Origin of the sequence: Blastococcus mobilis (assembly GCF_900188025.1) — a bacterium.
GTDB classification, from domain to species: Bacteria; Actinomycetota; Actinomycetes; order Mycobacteriales; family Geodermatophilaceae; genus Blastococcus_B; species Blastococcus_B mobilis.
The window spans coordinates 187,891-211,094 of sequence record NZ_FZNO01000004.1 but is presented as its reverse complement, the minus strand read 5'-3'; the positions used below and the strand labels follow the sequence as shown (position 1 = coordinate 211,094).

The following is a 23,204-nucleotide window of genomic DNA, read 5'->3' as shown; positions in this document are numbered from 1 at the left end:
ACAAACGCGAGTTCGTCTTCCGAGGCACCATCGACGTCGCCTCGATCAAGATCTGGCTGCGGACCCCTGCCAGCCAAGATCCGCCAGACACGCCCTAGTGCGCGGGAGGGACACCCGGGGCAGGGCAGGTGCGCCGGCCGCGAAATCGCGTGCGTCCTGTCGTACCCGACGTCGATCATGGGGCCGACCACCACCGGAGGAGCCCCATGACCAGCCTGCCCAGGGCGCTGTCGCCCCTGCGGCATCCCCACTACCGCCTGCTGGCGGCGTCGATGGCGCTGTCACTGCTCGCGGCGGGGCTGTGGGCGGTCGCCCTCGTCTGGCAGGTGGTCGCGCTCCGCGGCGGTCCCGCGGCGCTGTCCATGGTGACCGCACTGGGGGCCGGCGGCATGCTCGCCACCACCCTCCTCGGCGGGGCCCTGGCCGACCGCATCCCGCAGCGGCGCATCCTGCTCGCGACCGAGCTGCTCCAGGGCGGCACGATGGCCGTGGTGGCCGCGCTGTCGCTCGCGTGCTCGAGCACTCTGTGGCAGCTGGCCGCGATGTCGCTCGTCAGCGGGCTGGCGATGGGTCTGTACTACCCGGCGTACTCAGCGCTGGTCCCCGCGCTCGTGCCCGACGGCGACCTCCTGGCGGCCAACGGTCTGGAGGGCATGGTCCGGCCGGTGCTGCAGAACGCGGCCGGCCCGGCCACCGCGGGTTTCCTGGTCGCCTCGTACTCGCCGGGGGCGGCCCTGGCCGCGACGGCGGTCGCCTCGCTGCTGGCCGCCTCGTGCCTCTGGGCGTTGCCGACGACACCGGTCCGCCGCGAGTTGCCGGTTGACGGCGAGAGCGCCGGTGGGCTGCTGGCCGACGTGCGCGAGGGCTTCGTCTACATGATCCGCACGCCGTGGCTGCTGGCCACGCTGGTGTTCGCGTCGCTGATGCTGCTGGTCTTCATCGGCCCGCTGGAGGTCCTGGTCCCGTTCGCCATCAAGGACGCGGGGGGCGGGCCCACCCAGCACGCCTACGTCCTGGCCGCGTTCGGGATCGGCGGGGCGATCGGCTCGTTCGTCGTCGCCTCGCTCCGGCTGCCCCGGCGCTACCTCACCGTCATGAACCTGCTGTGGGGCCTCGGGTGCGTCCCGTTGGTGGTGTTCGGCTTCGCCTCCGACCTGTGGGTCATGGTCGCCGCCGGCGCGGTCATGGGTGCGACCTTCCAGGCGGGGATGGTCATCTGGGGGACGCTGCTGCAGCGCCGGGTGCCCCCGGCCCTGCTCGGCCGCGTCGCCAGCCTCGACTTCTTCGTCTCGCTCAGCTTCATGCCGCTGTCGATGGCCCTGGCCGGGACGATCAGCCAGGTGATCGGCCTGACCACGACCTTCCTGGTCGCCGGGCTCGTGCCGCCACTGCTGGCCGTCGTGGCCATCGTGGCGGCGCGCCTGCCGGCCGACGAGATCGCCCATCCCCTCGACGTCGTCCCGCCCCCGGTCGCCCATCCTCGGGAGGAGGAGCTCGACCTCGTCTGAGCGGGCCCGGGCGGTCGCTGCTTGGATGGGTCCGACGCCGGGACAGCCCCGGCACGGAAGGGAGAACCGTGGCCGAGCTGAGCCGACCGGACGTCGAGCCCCCCACCGGGCCGGCACCGGAGGACCTCGTGATCGAGGACATCGTCGTCGGCGACGGACCCGAGGCCACCCCCGGCAGCCTGGTCAGCGCCCACTACGTCGGCGTCACCCACGACGGTGGCGAGCAGTTCGACGCCTCCTGGGACCGCGGCGACCCGCTGGAGTTCCGGCTGGGCGTCGGCATGGTCATCCAGGGCTGGGACGAGGGCATCGCCGGCATGAAGGTCGGCGGCCGCCGCCGGCTGACCATCCCCGCGCACAAGGCCTACGGCGAGCGCGGTGCCGGCGGGGTCATCAAGCCCGGCGAGACGCTCGTCTTCGTCGTCGACCTCGTCGGCGTGAGGTGAGGCTCTGACATTGCGGTCCTCCCGGACCGCGGTGACACCGCGTCCTCCGGACCGTACCGCGGCTTCCAGGAATGATTGAGGTCGCAACGACGTTGGTGCCCGATATGCAGGTAGAGGTCTGGTCCGACGTCGTGTGTCCCTGGTGCTACATCGGCAAGCGCCGCCTGGAGAGCGCCCTCGAGCAGTTCCCGCACCGGGATCAGGTCGAGGTCGTCTGGCGGTCCTTCCAGCTCGACCCCTCGGTCCCCGAGGGCGAGACGCACCCGACGCTCCCCGCACTGGCCGCCAAGTACGGCCGCCCCGTCGAGGAGATGCGCGGCATGATGGCGCACGTCGAGCAGGTCGCCGCCGACGAGGGTCTGGAGTACCACCTGGCCGACGCGACCAGCGGCAACACCCTGCTCGCGCACGAGCTGCTGCACCTGGCGGCCGAGCACGGCAAGCGCAACGAGCTCAAGGAGCTCCTGCTGCACGCCTACTTCGAGCAGGGGCGCTCCGTCTTCGACGTCGACTCGCTCGTGCCGTTCGCGGTCGAGGTCGGTCTGGACGAGGCCGAGGTCCGCGCTGCGCTGGCCGACCGGCGCTATCTGGCGGCCGTCCGCGAGGACGGCGCGACGGCGCAGGCGCTCGGCGCCACCGGCGTCCCGTTCTTCGTCGTCGACCGCAAGTACGGCGCCGCGGGTGCCCAGCCGGCCGAGCTGCTCCTGCAGATCCTGGAGCGGGCGTGGACCGAGTCCCACCCGCTGATCACGGTCCCGGCAGCCGACGGCTGCACCGACGACAGCTGCGTGGTCTAGGGGCAAGGGCAGGGATCAACCCAGTAGGCGCGGCACGGCGCGCAGCGCCTTCTCGGCCGCGGCGTCGATCTCCCGGATGACGTCGGCTGCCGATCGCTCCGCTGTCACCAGGCCCACGGCCTCCCCGGCATAGACCGGGGAGGCCTCCGGGTCCCAGGTGCGCCGTCCCTCGACCACACGCCGGCGTGCGGGGGCGTCGTCGAGCAGCTCGTCCTCCCGCCCGTGCCAGACGCGGGAGAACTCGTTGACCAGCGCGCGACCGGGCCAGCGCTCCGGCCAGGCGAGACCTTCCGCGACGTCGAACGCCCGGGTCAGCACGGTCTCCTCGCCCGAGGCGGCGCGCACGCGCTCCCGGGCGGCGGGGGAGTTGAGCCCTTCCGTGCACGCCAGCAGCGCCGTTCCGATCCAGACGCCGGCGGCACCCGCGACGAGGGCGGCGGCCATTCCCCGCCCCGTCGCGATGCCCCCGGCGGCGACCACCGGCCGGTCGGTGAGAGACAGGACCTCCTGCAGCAGCGGCAGGGTCGCGCGCTGCCCCGTGTGCCCACCGGCCTCGGTTCCCTGGGCGACGATCACGTCGACCCCCGCGTCCACGGCCCGGGAGACGTCCAGGACCGTGTTGACCTGCGCGGCGACGGCGATACCGCGGTCGTGCAGCGGACCGACGTAGGGCGCGGGATCCCCGAAGGACACCGAGACCAGAGCCGGCTGGGCGGCCATCGTCGCCTCGAGCAGATCCGGCCGGTCGGCGAGGGTCCAGGCCATCAGGCCGATCCCGAACGGCAGCTGGTCCGCGGCGGGGATGGCGGACTGCTCGGTGATGAACCCCGCGGGGTGCGCCCCGCTGACGCCGATCATCCCCAGGCCGCCGGCCTGCGAGACCGCACGCGCCAGCGCGCCCCCGCCCACGCCGGCCATCGGCGCACCGATGACCGGCGTCGTCAGGTCGAACCAGCGGGTCAGCGGCGTCTTGATCACGTGCCCATGGTGCCGCTGTCCCGCCGGTCCGGCCCAGTGGCCTGCCGCAGGGTCCCGCCGTGCCCGTCCCGGATCCCGCCCTGAGCGGGCGAGGGGTGGGGAGGACGGAGCCCTTTCACGGTGGGCGCAGGGGGTCCTCTTACTGCGTCGCCGGGCCTCCGTGATCGGTCCCCTGCAGCTTGCCGAGGAACTCGTGGCAGCGCTTCGCGCGGGCGGAGTCCTGGTCCATGACCTCGCGGAAGAAGCTCGCCACGTCGTCCAGGCCGGCGTTCTCGGCGTCCCGGACGTACTGGCCGTAGTCGTGCCCGGCCTTCAGCGAGTGGTACTGGACGGAGACGAGGTCGTAGAACACGTCGGCGAAGCCGGTCTCACCGGTGGCCATTGATCCTCCTCGGTCAGGAGCGGTTGGGGCCTGCGCCCTACCCGCCCCGGACCGATCCGTCACATGCAGGTCAGGACGGTGGAGCCTCGGAGAACGCGCCGCCGGTGACATCGCCACCGCCGGCCTCGTCGGGGAGGTTCTGGCTGGTCGCGAGCTCGTCCTCCCCAGCCGCCGCGGGGTCGTCCGCGGCCGAGGCGAGGTCGTCCCCCTGGCCGTAGGCGCCGGGATCGGCCTGCAGGGTGCGCGGGTCGTTGAGCGGATCGGGGACGTCGGGATCGGTGACGGTCATGCCCGCTCGCATGCCCCGGCCGTCCACGGGAGGAAACCTCTGGCGGAATGCGTAACGTTTGTGTTACGCATCCGCCGTGGACGCGCTCGCGGCCCTGGCCGATCCCGTGCGGCGCGAGCTGGTGGCCCTGCTGGCGCACGGCGAGGTGGCGGCGGGGGAGCTGGCCGACCGGTTCCCGGTCAGCCGGCCGGCGGTCAGCCGGCACCTGCGGGTGCTCCGTGAGGCCGGGCTGGTCACGGCCCGCGCCGAGGGCAAGCGGCGGCTCTACGCGCTGGACCCGCGACCCCTGCGGGAGCTCGACGACTGGCTGGAGCCCTACCGCGACCTGTGGGCCCGGCGGCTGGACGCACTGGACACCGAGATGGCCCGCGGCCGGCGGGAACGACGAACAGGAGACGGCGCATGACCGAGGACCTCGAGACCCGGCGGGGGATCGTCACCATCGAGGACGACGGCCGGCAGCGGCTGGAGTTCCGGTGCTCCTGGCCCGAGCCCATCGAGGACGTCTGGTCGGCGCTCACCGAGCCCGAACGGCTGGCCCGCTGGATCGGCGTCTACGACGGAGAGCGGGTGGTCGGTGGCCGGGGCACCTTCGCCATGACGCACGAGGAGGGAGAGCCGGTCGGCGAGCCGATGACCGTCGTCGAGTGCGACCCGCCCCGGCGGCTGGTGATCGAGTGGGTGCAGCAGGACACCGACGGCTGGCGGGTCGACCTGGACCTGTGGCGGGAGGGCGGCCGGACCGTGCTGCGTTTCGTCCAGTTCTTCGGGGCGGGCGCCGACGTCACCGACTTCGTGCTCGGCTGGCACTGGTACATGGACAGGGTCGACGCCGAGGTCGGGGGCCGGTCGGTGCCCGCGGACTGGGAGACCTTCCTCGCCGCGACCGGTCCCGCCCACGGTCGCTGAGGCGGGCCCGCCTGAGGCTCGCCGAGCTCCGGGGACGCAGGAAGAGGGCGCAGCGCCGCCTGGATCTCGGCGTCGCCGCCCCGGCGGGGACGCGGATCGCCTGTCACCAGGGTCTTCCGACCTGAGAACCAGACGTCCTAGACGTAACATCCCTCACGGTTACAGCGGGGCGAACCACCGGTAACCTCACCTGATCCGGTTCGTTGCACCAGCACCGACGCCGGGTCGACAGCACCAGCGCCGGTGCCGGACCTGCCCGGCTACCCAGAGGATGGAGACGCCGTGACTTCCGTGGCCACCCCCGGTCTCGACAATGCCCCCACCACGCATGCCCGACTGCTGGCATGGGTGCGGGAGATGGCCGAGCTGACGACGCCGGACCAGGTGGTCTGGGTGGACGGCAGCGACGAGGAGTGGGAGCGGCTCACGACCAAGCTGGTCGACGCCGGCACCTTCACCCGGCTCGAGGCCAAGCCCAACTCCTTCTGGTGCGCGTCGGACCCCAGCGACGTCGCCCGGGTCGAGGACCGCACCTACATCTGCTCGGTCGACGAGGCCGACGCCGGTCCCACCAACAACTGGATGGACCCCGGCGAGATGAAGTCGATCATGACCGAGCTGTACCGGGGGTGCATGCGCGGCCGGACGATGTACGTCATCCCCTTCTGCATGGGGCCGGTCGAGGCCGAGAACCCGATGTTCGGCGTCGAACTCACCGACTCCGAGTACGTCGTCGTCTCGATGCGGGTCATGGCGCGCATCGGCCAGTACGTCCTGGACGCGATGGGGGAGGACCGGCCCTTCGTGCCGGCCATGCACTCCCTGGGCGCCCCGCTCGACGAGGGCCAGCAGGACGTCCCGTGGCCCTGCAGCGACACCAAGTACATCGTGCACTTCCCCGAGGAGCGGGCCATCTGGTCCTACGGCTCGGGCTACGGCGGCAACGCCCTGCTGGGCAAGAAGTGCTACTCGCTGCGCATCGCCTCGGTGATGGCCCGCGACGAGGGCTGGCTCGCCGAGCACATGCTGATCCTCAAGCTGACCAGCCCGCAGCAGAAGACCTACTACATCGCCGCTGCCTTCCCCTCGGCCTGCGGGAAGACCAACCTGGCGATGCTGGAGCCGACCATCCCGGGGTGGAAGGTCGAGACCCTGGGCGACGACATCGCCTGGATGCGCTTCGGCGAGGACGGCCGGCTCTACGCCCTCAACCCCGAGTTCGGCCTGTTCGGCGTCGCCCCGGGCACCGGGTGGGACACCAACCCCAACGCCATGCGCACGATCGAGAAGGGCAACTCGGTCTTCACCAACGTCGCCCTGACCGACGACGGCGACATCTGGTGGGAGGGCATGACCGACGACGCTCCCGCCCACCTGACCGACTGGAAGGGCCGGGACTGGACGCCCGAGAGCACCGAGCCCTCCAGCCACCCGAACAGCCGCTTCTGCACGCCGATCGCCCAGTGCCCGATCCTCGCGCCGGAGTACGACGACCCCAAGGGCGTGCCGATCTCGGCGATCCTGTTCGGTGGTCGCCGCAAGACCACGATTCCCCTGGTCAGCGAGGCCCGGGACTGGAACCACGGCGTGTTCATGGGCGCGACGCTCTCCTCGGAGACCACCGCCGCCGCGACCGGTGCGGTCGGCGTCGTGCGCCGCGACCCGTTCGCCATGCTGCCGTTCATCGGCTACAACGCCGGTGACTACTTCCGCCACTGGGTCGAGACGGGCAAGGCCCACGACGCCTCGAAGCTGCCGCGGATCTTCTACGTGAACTGGTTCCGTCGCGACGAGGACGGCGGCTTCCTGTGGCCGGGCTTCGGCGAGAACAGCCGGGTCCTCAAGTGGGTCGTCGAGCGCCTCGAGGGGACGGCCGCCGCGGTCGAGACCCCCGTCGGCCACGTCCCGACGGTGGACTCGCTCGACGTCTCCGGCCTCGACCTGAGCCCGGAGCAGGTGGAGCAGGCCCTCGCCGTCAAGCCCGAGGAGTGGCGCGAGGAGATCCCGCAGATCACCGAGTGGTTCGAGAAGTTCGGCGACAAGCTGCCCAGCACGATGTGGGACGAGCTGGAGATCCTCAAGAGCCGGCTCGGCTGAAAGAGGACCCCCTGCCCCGCCCCCCCGAGCCAGGAGGCGGCCGGTCGAGGCCCGGGACCCCAGAGGGGGCCCGGGCCTCGGCCGTCCGCGGGGGAAGCCGGGCGCCACCGGGCCGAGGGAGTGCGCGGTGGGTAGCGTGGCGGTCACTGCACTGACGGCCGGCTCCAGGCCCCACCGCGAGCTTGCGACGGTGGGTGGGAGGCGGTCCTTCCTGGAGGCTCCCCGATCGTGGCCAATCCCTACCTGCAGGTGCTGCGGACCCCGCACGCCCTGCCGATGGTGCTCGCCGCGTTCGTCGGGCGGCTGCCGCTGTCGATGGTCGGTCTGGGCTGCGTGCTGCTGGTCGCTGCGGAGACCGGGTCGTACGGCCTGGGCGGCGCCGTCGCGGCGGCCGGTGCGGTCACCACGGCCCTCGCCGGGCCGGTGCTCGGCCGCTGGGCCGATTCCCACGGGCAGCGCCGGGTGCTGCTGCCCGTGCTGGCCGTCTTCGTCGTGTCCGGCGTCAGCTTCCTGTTCGCCGTGAAGCAGGACTGGGCGCTGTGGACCGTCTTCGTGTCGGCCGGGGCCGCCGGTGCCTGCATCCCGCCCGTGTCGTCGATGATCCGGGTGCGCTGGACCCACCTGCTGCGCGGCAGCCACCGCCTGCCGACGGCCCTGGCCATGGAGTCGGTGGTCGACGAGTTCGTCTTCATCGTCGGTCCGGTGCTGGTCACCTTCCTCTCCACCACCGGACATGCCACCAGCGGCGTGGTCACGGCCTTCACCCTGGCCGCCGTCGGCAGCCTGCTGTTCGCCGCGCAGGGGCGGACCGAGCCGCCGCCCGCGGCGCACGAACACCGCAACGGCCCGTCCGCCATGCGCACCCACGGCCTGCGGGTGCTGTTCGTTGTCGGTGCGGCGGTCGGCACGATCCTCGGTTGCCTGGAGATCGCCCTGGTCGCCTTCGCCGACGAGATGGGCGCCATGTCCCTGTCCGGCGTGCTCATCGCCGGGCTGGCGGTCGGCTCCATGGCCAGCGGCATCGGGTGGGGCGCGGTGCACTGGCGGTTGCCGCTGCGGCAACGGCTGACCGCGGTCCTGGTGCTGCTGACCGTGCTGAGCATCCCGCTCACGCTGGTGCGCGACGTCTGGCTCATGGTCCCGTTCGTGGTGGTCGCCGGGGTCGCCGTCTCGCCGTCGCTCATCAGCTCCTTCACCCTCGCCGAGGTCCTCGTGCCCCGGGCTGCCGTGACCGAGGCGTTCACCTGGATCGGCACCGCCCTCGGGCTGGGCGTGGCCATCGGGGCCTCCGTCGCGGGCAAGCTCGTCGACGTGCACGGCGCGAACACCGCCTTCCTCGTCGCCACCGTCGCCGCCGCGATCGCCGCGGTGGTCGTCGCACTGTTCCAGCGGCTGCTGCACATCCCGGCGGAACACGCCTCGACGCCGGCGCTGGTCCGCTGACCCGCGCCCGCCCCGCGGCCGGCGGCGGCCGCACGCTCGGGGTCGCCCCGGAGCGGCTCGGCCGATGGCTGGACGGCGTGGTCGAGCGGCACGGTGCCTTCCACGAGGTCGTCCTCGCCGACGACGGGGCCCTGCGCATCACCTGTGCCGACACCACGACGGTCGTCCTGAGGGCCCCCTTCCCGTGGGCGCCGGGGCCGGCGCTGCTGACCACGTTCACGGCCGCGGTGCGACAGCCGCACCGGGTGGCGGTGCTGCTGGTGCGCCGGGGGCGCTGGGCGGTCGGGGTGTTCGACGGGCCCGACCTGGTCGTGTCCAAGGTCGATGCCCGGCAGGTCCAGGGGCGGACGGCGGCCGGCGGCTGGTCGCAGCAGCGGTTCGCCCGTCGGCGCGGCCACCAGACCGACGCCGTCGTCGCGCACGCGGTGGAGACGGCGCTGCGGGTGCTGCTGCCGCACGCCGGGCCGGTCGACGCGCTCTTCACCGGCGGTGACCGCGGACTGGTCGACGACGTCCTGGCCGATCCCCGGCTCGCGCCGCTGGCCGGAAAGCGCCGTGAGCCCGCCCTGGACGTCGGCGAGCCGACCAGGGCCGTCCTGCTCGAGACGCCGAAGCAGTTCCGCGCCGTCCAGGTCCACATCGTGGAGCCGCCCGACCGCTCTCCGACCTGACCGTCGGACTTTCGGTACAGCAAGTCCCGGCCGCTCGTCGGACTTTCTGTGCCGAAAGTCCCGTGACGGGGCGCGGGGCGGCGAGTAACGTCCTCCGACCGTGTCTCACTCCGTTGACTCAGAGACCGCCGACCCCGTCCTGGTCGCCGAGCGCGCCCACCTCGCCCTCGCCGCCGAGCGCCTCACCGAGATGCGTACCGCCGCCGCCGCGGTCGTGGACGGCGGCGTCGACGCCTGGGCGTCCGAGCGACTGGGCGCCGCACGGGCCGAGCGGCTGCGGACGCTGGCCGCCGACCCCGGCGTCCCACCGTTCTTCGGCCGGACCGACACCCGGTCCGACGACCACGGAGCCGAGACCTTCCACATCGGCCGCCGCCACGTCCGGGACGCCGCCGGCGACCCGGTGGTCATCGACTGGCGGGCGCCGATGAGCCGGCCGTTCTACCAGGCCAGCGCGGCCGATCCGCAGGGCCTGGCGCGTCGTCGCCGCTTCGGCTTCTCGGGTGGGGAGCTCACCGGCTACGAGGACGAGGTCCTGGCGGTGTCGTCGCCCGCCCACCCGCAGGAACCGGGGAGCTTCCTCCGGGCGGAGATCGAGCGGCCGCGCAGCGGGCCGATGCGCGACATCGTCGCCACCATCCAGCCCGATCAGGACGACATCGTCCGGGCGCCGCTCGCCGAGTCGGTCTGCGTCCAGGGCGCCCCGGGCACGGGGAAGACGGCGGTCGGCCTGCACCGGGCGGCCTATCTGCTCTACACGCACGGCGGCCAGCTGTCCCGGACCGGCGTCCTCGTCGTCGGGCCCAACCGGGCGTTCCTGCGCTACATCGAGCAGGTGCTGCCGACCCTCGGCGAGGTCGACGTCGAGCAGACGACCGTCGCCGACCTCACCGCCCGGGTGCCGGTGCGCGCCGCGGACCGGCCGCAGGTCGCCGTCCTCAAGGGCGACGCCCGCATGGCCGAGGTCCTCCGCCGGGCGCTGTGGGGGGAGATCCGCAAGCCCGCGGACTCGGTGCAGGTGCCGCTGGCGGGACGGAAGTACCGCGTGCCGGTGGAGCGGCTGAAGCGGTACGTGGACGACCTGCGCCGGCGGTCGCGGGCCGACGACGACCAGCAGCTCCTGCACTACGCGGCCGGCCGAGAGCGCCTGATGATGCTCGTGGCCGAGGATGCCCGGCGGCAGAAGGAGGAGGCCGGCGGCAGCCCCAGCGACGCCGAGACCCGTCGGGCCGCCCGCAGCGCCGAGGTGCGCGCGCTGTGCGACGAGGTCTGGCCCGCGCGCGACGCGGCCGGGGTGCTCTGCCGGCTGTGGAGCGACCCCGAGCGGCTGGCCCGGGCGGCCCACGGCCTGCTGGACGACGACGAGCAGGCGCTGCTGGGGTGGCCGGTGCCGCCACGCTCGGTGCGCACCGCGCCGTGGACCGAGGCCGATGCCGTCCTCGTCGACGAGCTGGCCGGTCTCCTGGAACGTACGACCGGGTACGGCCACGTCGTCGTCGACGAGGCGCAGGACCTCTCGCCCATGCAGTGCCGTGCGGTGGCCCGCCGGCTGGCGGCGGGAACGCTCACGGTGCTCGGTGACCTCGCGCAGGCCACCAGCCCCTGGTCGCCGTCGGACTGGCGGGAGACGCTGGCCGGCCTGGGACGCCCCGGCACCGTCGTCCGCCCGCTGACCAGCGGCTACCGGGTGCCCGGTGAGGTGCTGGACTTCGCCAACCGGCTGCTGCCGCTGATCGCCCCGGACCTGCCGGCCGCGACGGCGGTCCGCGCGGAGCCCGGTGCGCTCCGGCTGCGTCCCGTGACCGCGTTCGCCGTTCCGCTCGTCCGCGTGGTCGAGGACCTGAGCTCCGCGCCGGGCTCGATCGGGATCGTGTGCCCGGACGCGGCGGTGGCCGAGGTGGCCGCACTCCTGACCGGAGCGGGGCTGCCCGCCAGGGTGCTGACCGACGACGCCGACGCCGCGCGGGTGGCCGTCGTCCCGGCCACGCTGGCGAAGGGGCTGGAGTTCGACGCCGTCGTGGTGGTGGACCCGGCGGCGATCGTCGCGGCCGAGCCGCGGGGGCTGCACCGGCTCTACGTCGTCCTCACGCGGGCGGTCAGCACCCTCGTCGTCCTCCACCGCGACGACCTCCCGGCGCCCCTGGCAGACCATCCGGCGCTCTGACCTCGCGATTCTCACCTGCCAGTCGCGTCGCGTCACGGCTCCGCCCCGGACGGCGCGGAGTGTTGTGGGACGCGGCGTTCTCTGTTGGGGTGATGCCCGCATCGACAGGGAGGAGGGGCCATGGACCAGCGCGCGGGGACGTTCCGCACGTTGTGCGCCATGGCCCTCGGCGCCGTCCTGGCCGGTGTGCTCCTTGCCGGGCTGCTCATGCCGTGGATCGGCGGCCCGGCCCTGGTCGCGCAACAGTCGACCAGCCTCCTCGGTGATCCGCCGGAGGAGCTGACCGACCAGCCCCCTGCCGGCAACACGACCATGCTGGCCGCCAACGGCGAGCTGATCACGTCCTTCTACCGGGAGAACCGGGCCCCCGTCCACGGCGAGCAGATCGCCGAGGTCATGCGGCAGGCGATGGTCGCCGTCGAGGACGCCCGCTTCTTCGAGCACGCTGGGCTCGACGTCCAGGGAACCCTGCGGGCGCTGCTGAAGAACATCGCGGCCGGCGAGGTCATGGAGGGCGGCTCGACGCTGACCCAGCAGCTGGTCAAGCAGACCCTGCTGCAGTCGACCGACGATCCGGCCGAGCGGGAAGCGGCCATCGAGGAGAGCGTGGGCCGCAAGCTCCGCGAGGCGCGCCTGGCCCTCGATCTGGAGGACCGGTACAGCAAGGACGAGCTGCTCACCCGCTACCTCAACATCGTGTACTTCGGGCAGAACGCCTACGGTGTCCAGCCCGCTGCCCGGGCGTTCTTCGGGGTGGACGCGGCCGCCCTGACCCTTCCCCAGGCCGCGCTCCTCGCCGGCCTCGTGCAGAGCCCGTCCGACGACGATCCCTTCGTCGACCCCGAGGGCGCCACCATCCGGCGCAACCAGGTGCTGGACCGGATGGCCGAGCAGGGGTACATCACCCCCGCCCAGGAGGCCGAGGCCGTACTCGCGCCCCTGAGCCTGTCGCCGGCCCCCGCCCCGCGCCGCGGTTGCGTCGAGGCCACCGTCGGGCCCTACGTCTGCGACTTCGTCCAGACCTACCTGACACAGATGCTCGGGATCAGCCAGCGCGAGCTGGAGCGCGGCGGCTACACCATCCAGACCACCCTGGACCCCGAGCTGCAGCGCTCCGGCGACGCCGCCGTCCTGCACACGATGCCGCTGGAGGACGAGCGGGTCGCGACGTTCAGCGCGGTGGAACCCGGCACCGGGCACCTGCTGGCGCTCAGCATGAACCGGACCTTCGGGTACGACCTCGACGACCCCACGCAGGAGTCCTACAACCTCACCGTGACTCCCAGCCCCGGGGCGGGATCCACCTACAAGGTCTTCGTGGCCGCCGCCGCGCTGGCCCGCGGCTATTCGAACCAGTACACGCTGACGGCGCCGAGCCCGTACAGGTCCCGCGTCTACACGGAGGACGGCGGGCCCTACACCGTCGAGAACGCCGGTACCTACCGGGCGACGCTGGACATGACGACGGCGCTCTACCAGTCGTCGAACACCTACTTCGTCGCTCTGGAGGACGCCCTCGGCAGCGTCGAGGAGCCGGTGCGGATGGCCGAGCGGATGGGGCTCTACCAGTTCGGTCCCGACGACCTCGCCCAGACGGTGATCGACGAGAACCGCGGGTCGTTCACCCTGGGGCCCGATGCGACGAGCCCGCTCGGCCTGGCCAGCGCCTACTCCACCCTGGCGGCCAGCGGCACCCAGTGCGACGTCGTGCCCGTCACCGGGATCCTCGACCGCGACGGTCAGCCGGTGCTCGACGACGACGGTGCGCCGCTGGTGCGCGGGGACAACTGCACACCCGAGGCCATCCCGCCCGGCGTCGCCACCACGCTCAACCAGATGCTGCGGAAGGACGTCGAGCCGGGCAACCGTGGGCAGACGGCGCCGCGTGCCCACGTGCCCGGTCACCAGATCGCGGGGAAGACGGGTACCACCCAGAACAACCACTCCGTCACCTTCGTGGGCTACACCCCGGAGATCGCCGCCAGCGTCATGGTGTTCAACCCCAAGAAGAACCAGGACGTCGGGGGCTTCGGCGGCGGCAAGGGCGCCGCCATCTGGCACGACGCGATGGCGCCGATCCTCCAGACGCGCGGCAGCAGCGACTTCCCGCCCGCCGACCCGACCGTCGCCAACGGCAACACCCGCCCGGTGCCCACCTGCACCGCGGCCCGCGAGTGCGCCAGGGCGCTGGCCGCCGCCGGCTTCCAGAGCAGCACCGTGAAAGTCGACAGCGCCAAGCGGGCGGGCGTCCTCGTGGGCACCAGCCCGGCGCAGGGCGGTCGCGCGGTACCGGGTCAGGTCGTGTCCATCCTGATCATCAACGGTGCCGATCACGTGGAGCCGGCACCGGCACCGCCTCCGACGCCGGCACCAGCACCGACACCGCCGCCGCCTCCGACGCCGGTGGCGCCACCCCCGGAGGACCCGGAGGACCCGGAGGACCCGGAGGACCCGGAGGACCCGGAGGACCCGGAGGACGAGGAGGATCCGGAGGATCCGGTGGCTGCGGCGGGGCCGATCCTCGCCGGACCGCGTGCCCGAGCCGCGTCACCGGGCGGCTGAGCGCCCCTGCAACAACTCGTCCAGCGACTGGGTCGCCAGCCAGCCGCAGATCACGACCAGGTGCAGCAGGAACAGCCACAGGCCCAGAGCGACGACGCCGCCGACCACATCGAGGCCGCCGAACGGCGCGCCGAGATCCAGCGGAAGGGCGAGGAAGAGCACGAAACCCTGCAGGAACCCCGACAGGCAGGCCGCGGTGAACAGGGCGCCGGCAGCGAGGGCCGACCAGCGCACCCGGCCGGCACCGACGACGCGGAACCCCCAGGCCAGCGGAACGGTGAGAGCCGCCAGGACGGCGTAGAAGCCGATGGCGATGCGACCGACCGTCGGACCGAACCCGCCGGTCTCGGCGAGGTCTGCCATCACCGGAACGGTGAGCAGCAACGGATAGAGCAGCAGCGGGGCGAGGAGCAGCACCGGGAGCGCCGCCAGCCGCCCCTTCCAGCCGGTCAGGCCCTCCCGCCGGCTGCTGAACCGCAGCAGTGCCCGGCGCAGGCCCTCCCCGTAGAGCGACATGGGCAGCAGGGCGAGCACGCCGTCGAGCAAGGACAGGCCCACGCCTGCCGCCACGAGCCGTTCGACGGCGTCAGGGGCGCCCACGGCGGCCGGCAGCAGTTCGGCCAGCCGGCTGCCGAGCTCCGAGACCCGGTCCGGCGAGGACAGCCGGGCCGTCATGGCGAAGGCCAGCACGAGCACCGGGACGACGGCGATGCCCGCGTAGAAGGTGAGCCCCGCGGCGATCAGCGCCAGGTCGCGGCCCACCAGCCGACGGCGGACGCCGGCCACGAGATCGGTGACGTGGCCCCGCGGGCCCGGGGACCGCTCGTCCACGGGCCGCGACGTCAGCGCGGGTCCAGCAGGTGGCGGGCCGCCGCGTAACCACCGAGGCCGCTGACCGCGCCGCCGCGGACGGTGCCGCCGGAGGAGGCGGCCACGATCCGCGGGTGCGAGGTCGCCACACCCCACGTGCCGACCTCGTCCGGGGCCGCGGCGACCGGCCAGGCGAGGTCACCGTGGAAGATGTGCCCGCCGGGCATGGCGAGGGACTCCTCGACGTCCAGCGGCGAGGCGGCCTGCAGGCAGGGCTCACCGGTGGCGTCGCGGGCCAGGCAGTCCAGCAGCGGTTCCTCGAGGTGCGCGTCGAGCTGGACGACGACCCGGCGGACCGCTTCTCGCCGGGTGCCCACCGGGTCCTCGCGGAACAGCTCGGCCGGCGTGTGGAGGCCGAACAGGGTGAGGGTGTGGAACCCGGTCGCCCGCTCGACCGGCCCGAGGATCGAGGGGTCGCTCAGCGAGTGGCAGTACACCTCGAACGGGATGACCTCGGGCAACCGGCCGGCGGCGGCCTGGGCATAGGCCGCGTCGATCTGACCGGCCGCCTCGTCGACGTGGAACGTGCCGGCGAAGGCGGCCGACGCGTCCGCGCCCGAGCGCAGCCGGGGGAGACGGGCCAGCACCATGTTGATCTTCACCTGCGACCCCGACGGACGAGGCCCGGGATCACTGCCGGTCAGCTCGGCCAGCACGGTCGGGGCAGCACCGCAGACGACGTGACCGGCCTCGACCGCAGCCGTCGAGCCCTCGTCGTCGGTCCAGTGCACGGTGACGCCGTCCGCCGTGGGCTCCAGCGCCGTGACGGTGGCCCGGGTGACGAGCTCCGCGCCCCCACGGCGCGCCGCGGTGGCCATGGCGCCGGTGACCGCCCCCATGCCGCCGACCGGTACCCGCCAGCGGCCGGTGCCGTTGCCGACCAGGTGGTAGAGGAAGCACCGGCCGGCGAGTCCGTCGTCGGCGTGCACGTCGGCGAAGGTGCCGATCAGCCCGTCGGTCAGGGCGATGCCACGGACGACGTCGTCGGTGAGATGGTCGGCCACGACGTCGGCGAGCGGCCGCTCCCGGAGGTCGTGCCAGAGCTCGGGATCCCGCAGCCGCCCGGCCAGCTCGTCGGGGGAGAGCAGCGGCTCGGTCAGGGTGGGGGCGAGGTCCTCGGCGAGCGTCGTCAGCCGGCCGTAGAACCGCTGCCACCCGGCGAACTCACGGTCGGAACCGGTCAGCTGTCGGAACGAGCTCGCGGTCGCGGGCCCCTCGTCCCGCTCGACGAGCAGTCCGGTCGGCCGGCCGTTCCGCGTGGTCGCCGTGTAGGACGCGACCGCGCGATCGGCCAGCCGGACCTCCAGACCGAGGTCGTCCACGATCCGGTCGGGGAGCAGGCTGACCAGGTAGGAGTAGGCGGACAGCCGGACGTCGACGCCCTCGAACACCTGCCGGCTGATCGCGGCGCCCCCCACCTGGGCGAGCCGTTCCAGCACGAGCACCGACCGGCCGGCACGGGCCAGGTAGGCAGCGGCCACCAGGCCGTTGTGGCCGCCGCCCACGACCACGACGTCGTACCTGCTGCGCGTCACCCGCGGACGGTATCGCCGGAGGCGGCCCGTCCGCGGGGTGGGTCAGTCGTCACCCTCGTCGTCGCCGTCGGGCGTACCGGTCTCCTGGCAGCTGGCGTCCTGCGGGTTCGACGCCTCCTCGCCCGCGGCGTCGCAGTTGGTCTCGCCCCGCTGGAAGTTGGTGTTGTCCCCGCCGCAGGCGACCAGGGAGCCGGCGAGGGCGAGCACGAGCAGGGGTCGCTTCAGATCCATGCCCTCCGTACTGACCGCGCGGCGTCGTCCGAAACCGAGCACCGGTCGGGTTCCGGGGCGGAACCGCGCGTTCCGGGCTGTGGCCACCGTGGTTGATGTGGCGGCTGGGACCAGGCGGACGGCCTTCCATGCCCCTGAACTGCAAGTTCAAACGAAATACATCTTTGTCATTGTCACGGCCACGTAACAGCGCTTACGGTCAGTGTGTTCGCCGGGGCGCTCAGTCACCTCCCGCACGCACCGCGGACGCCGTCGCGCCGGGCCAGTGTCGGCCCGAAGTCGCACGACCCGACGGATCGACCGCAGGACACGATGAAACGGAGCGCCGCCGCATCATGGCGACCCCCCTCAGCACTGCCCCCCACACGTCGGCCCGCCGTCCGGCCCTGGTCCGCCGCGGCACGCTCGCCCTCCTAGCCGTCGTCGGCACACTCTTCGTGGCGGCGCCCGCGCAGGCTGCTCCGACGACCTCGGGCGAGGCCGCCGAACTCGTCGCGGCCCGCGGGCACGAGCTCGAGATCATCACCGAGCGGTTCAACGAGGCGCGGGTGACCCTCGCGGCGCAGCAGGATGCGACCCGGGCGGCCGTCGCGACGATGGAGCAGGCCACGGCCGAGCTCGCCGCCGCCCAGCAGAACGTCCGGGGCCTGGCGCGGACCGCCTACACGGGTGAGGGTCTCTCGTCCTTCCAGGCGCTGCTGACCAGCGACTCCGCCGACGCGTTCGTCGACCGCATGGCGACGCTGCAGCTGGTCGCCGGTCACCAGAGCGGCATCCTCGAACGCGCCGCCTCGGCCAACGTCACCGCCGAACAGGCGCAGGCCGCCGCCCAGCAGGCTGCCGCGGAGGCGCAGGCCCAGTACGACGCCGTCGCCGCCCAGCAGGCAGCACTGCAGGCAGAGGTCGACCAGTACCAAGCCGCCTTCCGGCAGCTCAGCGCCGAAGAGCAGCAGGCCGCCATCGCCGGTCACCACGGCGAGGAGCGGCCCGCCGTCGACGGTCACGACGGCGAGGAGCGCGCCAGCCGTTCCCAGGAGCGCGCGGCCGTGCCCGCGGCCGCGCCCGTCGTGGCCGACAGCGAGGCCGCGCAGACCGCCATCGAGGTCGCGATGGCCCAGCGCGGGAAGCCCTACGTCTGGGCCGCGGGCGGTCCGAACTCGTACGACTGCTCGGGCCTGACGGCCTACGCCTTCCGCGCCGCCGGCATCAACCTGCCGCACTCCAGCCTCATGCAGTCGCGGATGGGCCAGCCGGTCTCCCGCGACGAGCTGCAGCCCGGTGACCTCGTCTTCTTCTACAGCCCGGTGAGCCACGTGGGCATCTACATCGGCAACGGGCAGATGGTCCACGCGCCGACGTCCGGCGACGTGGTCAAGGTGGCCCCGCTGATGAGCGGCTTCAGCGGCGCCCGCCGCATCGCGGCCTGAGAAAGGACCCCGTCCTCCCCACCCATCACACGTTCGGGGCGGTGCCCTGAACGGGGCCGTCGACCCGCTGGAGCAGCCCCCGCGCGAACGTGGCCCGCACGCCAGCGGGTGTGCGCCGCATGGGCCCCCCCCCGCGTCGCACCAGTACGGCAACACGTGGGGGGAAATGTGACACTTCGTCGCCGCTGTGTGATTTGATCTTGACGCTCGGTTAGGGCCACTCGTGCCCTCCGCGTTGGAGGTGCACGCAGTGGTCGCTCGCCGGTCTGTGCCTGCGCCCGCGTGCCCGGAGGGTCACGTGGGGGCGCAGATCCATGCTCGTCAGGCCCGGCAGTCCAAGCGGGGAGCGACACGGGTGTTCCGTTGCCGGTACGAGCAGGACGGCGAGGCGGGCGTCCACTACTTCACCGTGGTCACGCGACCGAAGGCCGACGCGCGCCTGCTCATCGACCAGGCGGTGGCCGCGCCGCCGTGTCCCCGGCCCGAGCACACCGGACGGCACGTGTGGCCGAACGGCACGTACAAGACCGCCGCCGGCGAGCGGCAGCGGTACCGCTGCGTGAACCGGGAGGACGACAGCGACTACCACAGCTTCTCCGCCGAGCTGCCGCGCGCGGTCGTGGAGGAGGAGACGTGCTGCCCGGACTGCGAGGTGCTCACCCCGCGGCACGCGGGCACCGAGGCGGCCAGCCGGCGGCTGAACGTGCCGACGCCGGTGGTCGTGTCGGTGCTGCGGGACCTCGCTGACGGCCACGCCTACACCGCGGTGTCGAAGCGAGCGTTGGAGCAGATGAAGCGCCCGACCGGTCGGGTGCGCACGGTGGGGGGCAAGACCCCCGACGAGCTGCACGAGGCCGGCCAGTTCGGGCCGCGCCGGGAGCTGAAGGCGCACTGGCACCTGTCGGCCGACATCCTCGAGCGGTTCGCGCCGTTCGTCACCGAGCCGGCGTTCGAGGCGATGCGGGTCGAGGAGGCGGCCTACCGGGCCGAGGGGCTGCCGGTGGTGTACTTCGCCGACGAGGTGTCGGTGAAGCGGGACTACGCCCGGTCGGCCACGCTGACCAGCGCCCCGGTCGTGTGGACGGCTCTGGTGGTCAGCCGCACCCGCTGGGAGCGCGATAAGGACGGCAGGGTCACCGGCCGGTCCAGCCGGTTGGTGCGGGTCCGCGCGCTGCCCAACGCCTCGGCCGAGGCGTGGCGGCTGGTCCTGGCCGAGCTCGACGCGCCGAACTTCCTCGTCGCCGACGGCGCGGCGGCGATCGAGAAGGCCGCGACCGCGGTGTGGGGGAAGAAGACGACGGTCGTGCCGTGCATGTTCCACGCGACCCGCAACATCGAGGCGAACCTGACGCCCACCCGGGGAGGGCTGGCCGACAAGGTGCGGGACCACATGTACGCCCTCAGCCGGGACCTGATGCGCGACGGCGGCCCGAAGGCGGTGAGCAGCTGGTTCGACGACCTCGAAGACGTCACGGCGGCCGCCGACCTGCCGGCGGACCTGGTGGCCGCGCAGCGCCGCCGCTACGAGCCGCTGCTGCGGCGCACCGCGCTGGTGGCGCAGCGGCACAACGACCCCGAGGTGCAAGTCAGCAACGCCGCGGTCGAGGCCCAGATCCGGCTGTGGGTGAAGCGGATGACCACCCGCCGCGGGGCGATGTTCTCCAACCTGGCGCGCACCAACTTGCTCGGGGACCTCATCGTCACGGGCGCGAATGGCGCGCTGCTTGACCAGCACGAGGTCGCCCGCGCCATCCGGCACGCATCCAAGACGCACCGAGGTTGGGCGCCGCCGCCGCGGGCTCTGACCGAGCCAGCCGGCGTGCTGGGTCTGCGTGACGCGTTCTCCGTCACCGAGCTGCTCGAACGGCACTCCTCATGAGCGCCCAGGAGAAGGGCGCGGCCTACCGGGAGCTGGTCGCCGGCCGCGAGTTCGTCGTGCTCGACATCGAGACCACCCGCACGAAGGCGACCAGGACCGCCGACGCCGCCTACCACCCGATCTCGGTCGGGGCGGTCGTGCTGCTCAACGGCACCCGCCGGGCGACCTTCCACCGGCTGGCCAACCCCGGCGTGCCGGTGGACAAGGACAGCAGCGCCTACAACGGCATCCGCACCGCCGACCTCACCGGCCAGCCCGAGGTCGCCACCGTGCTCGCCGAGCTGGACGCGTTCCTCGCCCGCTACCCGGACGCGTCGCTGGTCTGCCACAACGCCCTGTTCGACGTCGGGCACCTGGCCTCGGCCTACGCCCGCGCCGGGATGGCCCCGTTCGACCGGCTCGTGTTCGACACCGAGTTCCTCGGCGTGCGGCTGAAGCTGCCCGGCGTCGCCAACTTCGCCAAGCTCACCGACCTCGCCACCCGCTACGGCATCGACACCGCCCTCGCCGTCCCGCGCGCCCAGGCGCGGCTGCACAAGGCGCTCAAGGACGCCCAGGACACCGCCGAGGTCCTCGACTGCCTGCTGGCCGAGGCCGCGCTGGCGGGCATCACCAGCTGGGAGGAGTTCTGCCGCGTCGCCAAGCCCAAGCGCAGCGGCGACATCGCGGCCACCGTCCGCCGCCGGCGGCGGATGCGGGCGCCGCAGATCCCCGCCGGACACGTCCGCTCCTGCCACGGCCGAGGCCGGCTTCCGGCCCGCCCGAGCGAGGACGCCCTCGACGCCTGGACCGCGAAGGTCGCCGCCTGCGTGCGGCTGCACTGCCCGACCATCGCCGCGAAGGTGCTCTACGACGAGCGCCAGGCGCCCCGGCTGCTCGACCGGCTCACCGGGCTGCTGGCCACCTCCCGCGACCCCGGTGACATGGGCACTCTGCTTGTCGGGCTGGAACCCCTGCTCGAACGGCTCGACAGGCCCGCGGCACGGGCCTGGTACAAGGCCAACCACCGGCACATCCGCGACGCCAAGCCGTGCGAGCCGCACGCCGCCTGCCCGGCCTGCGTCGCCGGCGGGCCCTGTCCGCGCGACGTCATCTACCAGCTGCTCACCCGCCGCGCCCTCGACTACGGCACCACCGCCGCCGGCGTCCCGGTCAGTCTGCTGTCCAAGCAGGTGAAGAAGGACCTGTACTACGGCAAGAGCGCCCGCAAGATCGACACCTGGCCGGCGCAGGGCCTGTCCGACGTGGCCGCGCACATGCTGTGGGTCGTCGTCCAGGAGGCCCGCGCCAAGCACCAGCACACCACGGTCAGCAAGCTGCTCGCCTCGGCCGTCGAACGCGACCTGCAGCTGGCCGACCCGCACCTCGCCCTGGAAGTTGCCCGGCACTGGGCGCGCAGCCCCGACCGCGACGGCGACGTGGAGCAGCTCGTCACGGCTGTTCTCGCCGGGGCAACCTCCAACCCCGGATACGGCGACCTCGAGGCGTGGTTCCACGGCTCATTCCGCCGCGCCGCCGAGGCCCGCCACGCTGCGGCCCGGGTGCCGCGGCCGCGCAAGGCCGACCCGCGTCGCACGCCGGCCGACATCGAGCTCCGCCCGCCGGAGAGCAGCCACACCTACCGGTACCAGCTCCACCGTTTACCGCCCGCCGGCTGACGCCCGGTCACCGGCTCCTGCGGGAACGAGCCGAGGCCCTTCTCAAGCCGGCTCGACGTCGCCAACGGAGATGACGAAGATCGGGAAGTCGCTGACCACACCGTTCTCCGCGAGCGCCGCCTCGGCGCTCCCGGCCGCTTGGACAGCCTGGGACGACACGGTCACATCCACCCCGTCGCCAGCCGGCCGCGGCCCTGCCCCCTGGATGACCGGCGCGTGCTCACGGAGCAGCCGGTCCGCCTCGGCTCGCAGATCGCCGGGCAGGAACTCGGTGCCCTCGATGACGATCTCGAAGGGCACCTGCGGGGCGTAGTCGTCGATCACCTGCCGCAGCGCGTCGGGCACCTCGCCGTGCCACCGGATGGTCAAGCGGGTGTGGTCAGGGTTGACCGCGGTGCCCCCGTACTGCGGGAAGTCGCGGAACTCGGCGAGCGCCCGCTCCCTGAACCCGACCGTGGTGTCAGCTGGTGGGAGGTGCATCTGGCCGTCGTCGGAAGGAGCGTTGACGAAGCTGGGCGGCGCCTGCGGCGTGGCGGTCGCAGCACCGCCGCAGCCCGCCAGTACGCCGACAGCAACCAGCAGGGACGCCGCCAGCAGACGGCGCGACGCGCTCGGTCGTGGGGCCCTCATGGTCCGGATAGTGCCGGGCGGCCGCAGCTTGGGCCAGCAGCGATACCGGAACGTCACTCGACGGCGTCACCCCGCGCGCGCCTTCGTCGGCGGAGCCACTTACGACACCAGCGCGCCGCACCTCACGCCACAGCGACGACCTGGCGGCCAGCAGCGCCGTCATCGCAAGGCAGCAGCCGCACCCCGGCCGGGACCCGTTCACAGCGTGTCGCTACGACACCCGGCGGTCCCACGCGGCCAGGCTCAGAGGACCACCGCTGTCGTTGGTCGCATCTCGTCCCCGGGCCCGTCGGCTGACACTTCGACGGACGTCGAGGATCGTCCACCTCGCGCTCCCGAAGCCGGCGAGACGATGCGGCGTCTTCGTCACGTCAGGCCGTGGGCTGTTGCTGACGGCGGCGCCAGCCGACGACCACGATCCACGCGAGGCCCGACACGAAGCTCACTCCAGCCAGGACCGTGGGCCCCCATGCCGGTTCCTGGCGGACGACGTTGCCGTTGGTCGGGTTCGACCACGTGCAGGTGACCCCCAGCGGAAGCCAGGACTGATGGGCCTCCACCTGCCATGACTCGTAAGGCGGGGCGTAGGGCGCTCCGCGGTCGCGGCACACCTGACTGCGGTTATCCCCGAGCGCCGGCGCCCACGCGACCGCCAGGGTGCCGACGGCCATCACGACCGCCAACAGCAGGAGCACTACGCCGGGACCAGGCGGCAGACGGAGCCGACC

The 23,204-nt window shown here is 73.1% G+C and carries 21 protein-coding genes; 13 read left to right on the top strand and 8 right to left on the bottom strand.

Going from position 1 to position 23,204, the window contains the following annotated elements; translation table 11 throughout:
• The first annotated feature begins 206 nt into the window (after positions 1-206).
• The 3 genes from CHB94_RS05665 to CHB94_RS05655 all read left to right on the top strand — a co-directional run bounded on the left by CHB94_RS05665 (position 207) and on the right by CHB94_RS05655 (position 2,751).
• The gene (locus CHB94_RS05665) at positions 207-1,508 is read left to right on the top strand and encodes an MFS transporter (protein ID WP_089335585.1); all 1,302 of its coding nucleotides are present in this window, start codon (positions 207-209) and stop codon (positions 1,506-1,508) included.
• Between the two features lie 68 nt (positions 1,509-1,576).
• Positions 1,577-1,954, top strand: coding sequence for an FKBP-type peptidyl-prolyl cis-trans isomerase (locus CHB94_RS05660; protein ID WP_089335584.1), 378 nt, complete (start codon positions 1,577-1,579; stop codon positions 1,952-1,954).
• A gap of 104 nt (positions 1,955-2,058) precedes the next feature.
• Positions 2,059-2,751, top strand: a complete 693-nt coding sequence (locus CHB94_RS05655; RefSeq protein ID WP_089335583.1) for a DsbA family oxidoreductase — start codon at positions 2,059-2,061, stop codon at positions 2,749-2,751.
• Positions 2,752-2,766: 15 nt separating this feature from the next.
• Here the strand turns inward: CHB94_RS05655 and CHB94_RS05650 are convergent, their stop codons facing one another.
• From CHB94_RS05650 to CHB94_RS05640, 3 genes are all read right to left on the bottom strand, one after another.
• A complete protein-coding gene (locus tag CHB94_RS05650; protein WP_089335582.1) occupies positions 2,767-3,729 on the bottom strand; it encodes an NAD(P)H-dependent flavin oxidoreductase in 963 nt (320 codons plus the stop codon).
• A 139-nt stretch (positions 3,730-3,868) separates the two neighbouring features.
• The gene (locus CHB94_RS05645) at positions 3,869-4,111 is read right to left on the bottom strand and encodes an acyl carrier protein (RefSeq protein ID WP_089335581.1); all 243 of its coding nucleotides are present in this window, start codon (positions 4,109-4,111) and stop codon (positions 3,869-3,871) included.
• A gap of 70 nt (positions 4,112-4,181) precedes the next feature.
• Entirely contained in the window at positions 4,182-4,400 is a 219-nt protein-coding gene (locus CHB94_RS05640) for a hypothetical protein (protein ID WP_089335580.1), read from the bottom strand.
• A gap of 76 nt (positions 4,401-4,476) precedes the next feature.
• On the opposite strand from CHB94_RS05640, the gene CHB94_RS05635 reads away from it, so the two are divergent.
• The 7 genes from CHB94_RS05635 to CHB94_RS05605 all read left to right on the top strand — a co-directional run bounded on the left by CHB94_RS05635 (position 4,477) and on the right by CHB94_RS05605 (position 14,246).
• Positions 4,477-4,806 carry an ArsR/SmtB family transcription factor gene (locus tag CHB94_RS05635; protein WP_089335579.1) on the top strand — a complete coding sequence of 110 codons (330 nt, stop codon included), beginning with the start codon at positions 4,477-4,479 and terminating at the stop codon, positions 4,804-4,806.
• Positions 4,803-5,309 carry an SRPBCC domain-containing protein gene (locus CHB94_RS05630; protein WP_089335578.1) on the top strand — a complete coding sequence of 169 codons (507 nt, stop codon included), beginning with the start codon at positions 4,803-4,805 and terminating at the stop codon, positions 5,307-5,309. Before CHB94_RS05635 ends, CHB94_RS05630 begins: the two co-directional genes overlap by 4 nt.
• 282 nt (positions 5,310-5,591) lie before the next feature.
• Positions 5,592-7,406, top strand: coding sequence for a phosphoenolpyruvate carboxykinase (GTP) (locus tag CHB94_RS05625; protein ID WP_089335577.1), 1,815 nt, complete (start codon positions 5,592-5,594; stop codon positions 7,404-7,406).
• Positions 7,407-7,634: 228 nt separating this feature from the next.
• Positions 7,635-8,849 (top strand): MFS transporter, encoded by a 1,215-nt coding sequence (locus tag CHB94_RS05620; protein ID WP_089335576.1) that lies wholly within the window; start codon positions 7,635-7,637, stop codon positions 8,847-8,849.
• Positions 8,846-9,520, top strand: coding sequence for an acVLRF1 family peptidyl-tRNA hydrolase (locus tag CHB94_RS05615; protein WP_089335622.1), 675 nt, complete (start codon positions 8,846-8,848; stop codon positions 9,518-9,520). The genes CHB94_RS05620 and CHB94_RS05615 overlap by 4 nt, the downstream gene beginning before the upstream one ends.
• A gap of 100 nt (positions 9,521-9,620) precedes the next feature.
• The gene (locus CHB94_RS05610; protein WP_254920421.1) at positions 9,621-11,684 is read left to right on the top strand and encodes a HelD family protein; all 2,064 of its coding nucleotides are present in this window, start codon (positions 9,621-9,623) and stop codon (positions 11,682-11,684) included.
• 120 nt (positions 11,685-11,804) lie between these two features.
• Positions 11,805-14,246 (top strand): transglycosylase domain-containing protein, encoded by a 2,442-nt coding sequence (locus tag CHB94_RS05605; protein ID WP_089335575.1) that lies wholly within the window; start codon positions 11,805-11,807, stop codon positions 14,244-14,246.
• On the opposite strand, the gene CHB94_RS05600 is transcribed toward CHB94_RS05605, so the two are convergent.
• From CHB94_RS05600 to CHB94_RS05590, 3 genes are read right to left on the bottom strand one after another with little or no spacing between them, the layout of a single operon-like run.
• Positions 14,232-15,077, bottom strand: coding sequence for a YhjD/YihY/BrkB family envelope integrity protein (locus CHB94_RS05600; RefSeq protein WP_176445432.1), 846 nt, complete (start codon positions 15,075-15,077; stop codon positions 14,232-14,234). The genes CHB94_RS05605 and CHB94_RS05600 overlap by 15 nt on opposite strands.
• An 11-nt stretch (positions 15,078-15,088) precedes the next feature.
• Positions 15,089-16,651, bottom strand: coding sequence for a phytoene desaturase family protein (locus CHB94_RS05595; protein WP_089335574.1), 1,563 nt, complete (start codon positions 16,649-16,651; stop codon positions 15,089-15,091).
• A 42-nt stretch (positions 16,652-16,693) separates the two neighbouring features.
• A complete protein-coding gene (locus tag CHB94_RS05590; protein ID WP_089335573.1) occupies positions 16,694-16,882 on the bottom strand; it encodes a hypothetical protein in 189 nt (62 codons plus the stop codon).
• Between the two features lie 335 nt (positions 16,883-17,217).
• Between CHB94_RS05590 and CHB94_RS05585 the strand changes: the two genes are divergently transcribed.
• From CHB94_RS05585 to CHB94_RS05575, 3 genes are all read left to right on the top strand, one after another.
• Positions 17,218-18,309, top strand: coding sequence for a C40 family peptidase (locus CHB94_RS05585; RefSeq protein ID WP_089335572.1), 1,092 nt, complete (start codon positions 17,218-17,220; stop codon positions 18,307-18,309).
• Positions 18,310-18,664: 355 nt separating this feature from the next.
• A complete protein-coding gene (locus CHB94_RS05580; protein ID WP_089335571.1) occupies positions 18,665-20,188 on the top strand; it encodes a hypothetical protein in 1,524 nt (507 codons plus the stop codon).
• Positions 20,185-21,846 (top strand): 3'-5' exonuclease, encoded by a 1,662-nt coding sequence (locus CHB94_RS05575; protein WP_089335570.1) that lies wholly within the window; start codon positions 20,185-20,187, stop codon positions 21,844-21,846. The genes CHB94_RS05580 and CHB94_RS05575 overlap by 4 nt, the downstream gene beginning before the upstream one ends.
• Before the next feature lie 42 nt (positions 21,847-21,888).
• Here the strand turns inward: CHB94_RS05575 and CHB94_RS05570 are convergent, their stop codons facing one another.
• Positions 21,889-22,476, bottom strand: a complete 588-nt coding sequence (locus tag CHB94_RS05570; RefSeq protein WP_141137426.1) for a hypothetical protein — start codon at positions 22,474-22,476, stop codon at positions 21,889-21,891.
• Between the two features lie 371 nt (positions 22,477-22,847).
• The gene (locus CHB94_RS05565; RefSeq protein WP_089335568.1) at positions 22,848-23,171 is read right to left on the bottom strand and encodes a zinc metalloprotease; all 324 of its coding nucleotides are present in this window, start codon (positions 23,169-23,171) and stop codon (positions 22,848-22,850) included.
• Between the last annotated feature and the right edge of the window lie 33 nt (positions 23,172-23,204).

Excerpts from the sequence above, each read along its gene's own strand:
- CHB94_RS05630 (WP_089335578.1), top strand. The coding sequence starts at position 4,803 with ATGACCGAGGACCTCGAGACCCGGCGGGGGATCGTCACCATCGAGGAC.
- CHB94_RS05640 (WP_089335580.1), bottom strand. The coding sequence starts at position 4,400 with ATGACCGTCACCGATCCCGACGTCCCCGATCCGCTCAACGACCCGCGC.
- CHB94_RS05655 (WP_089335583.1), top strand. The coding sequence starts at position 2,059 with ATGCAGGTAGAGGTCTGGTCCGACGTCGTGTGTCCCTGGTGCTACATC.
- CHB94_RS05605 (WP_089335575.1), top strand. The coding sequence starts at position 11,805 with ATGGACCAGCGCGCGGGGACGTTCCGCACGTTGTGCGCCATGGCCCTC.
- CHB94_RS05645 (WP_089335581.1), bottom strand. The coding sequence starts at position 4,111 with ATGGCCACCGGTGAGACCGGCTTCGCCGACGTGTTCTACGACCTCGTC.
- CHB94_RS05590 (WP_089335573.1), bottom strand. The coding sequence starts at position 16,882 with ATGGATCTGAAGCGACCCCTGCTCGTGCTCGCCCTCGCCGGCTCCCTG.
- CHB94_RS05665 (WP_089335585.1), top strand. The coding sequence starts at position 207 with ATGACCAGCCTGCCCAGGGCGCTGTCGCCCCTGCGGCATCCCCACTAC.
- CHB94_RS05570 (WP_141137426.1), bottom strand. The coding sequence starts at position 22,476 with ATGAGGGCCCCACGACCGAGCGCGTCGCGCCGTCTGCTGGCGGCGTCC.
- CHB94_RS05585 (WP_089335572.1), top strand. The coding sequence starts at position 17,218 with ATGGCGACCCCCCTCAGCACTGCCCCCCACACGTCGGCCCGCCGTCCG.
- CHB94_RS05575 (WP_089335570.1), top strand. The coding sequence starts at position 20,185 with ATGAGCGCCCAGGAGAAGGGCGCGGCCTACCGGGAGCTGGTCGCCGGC.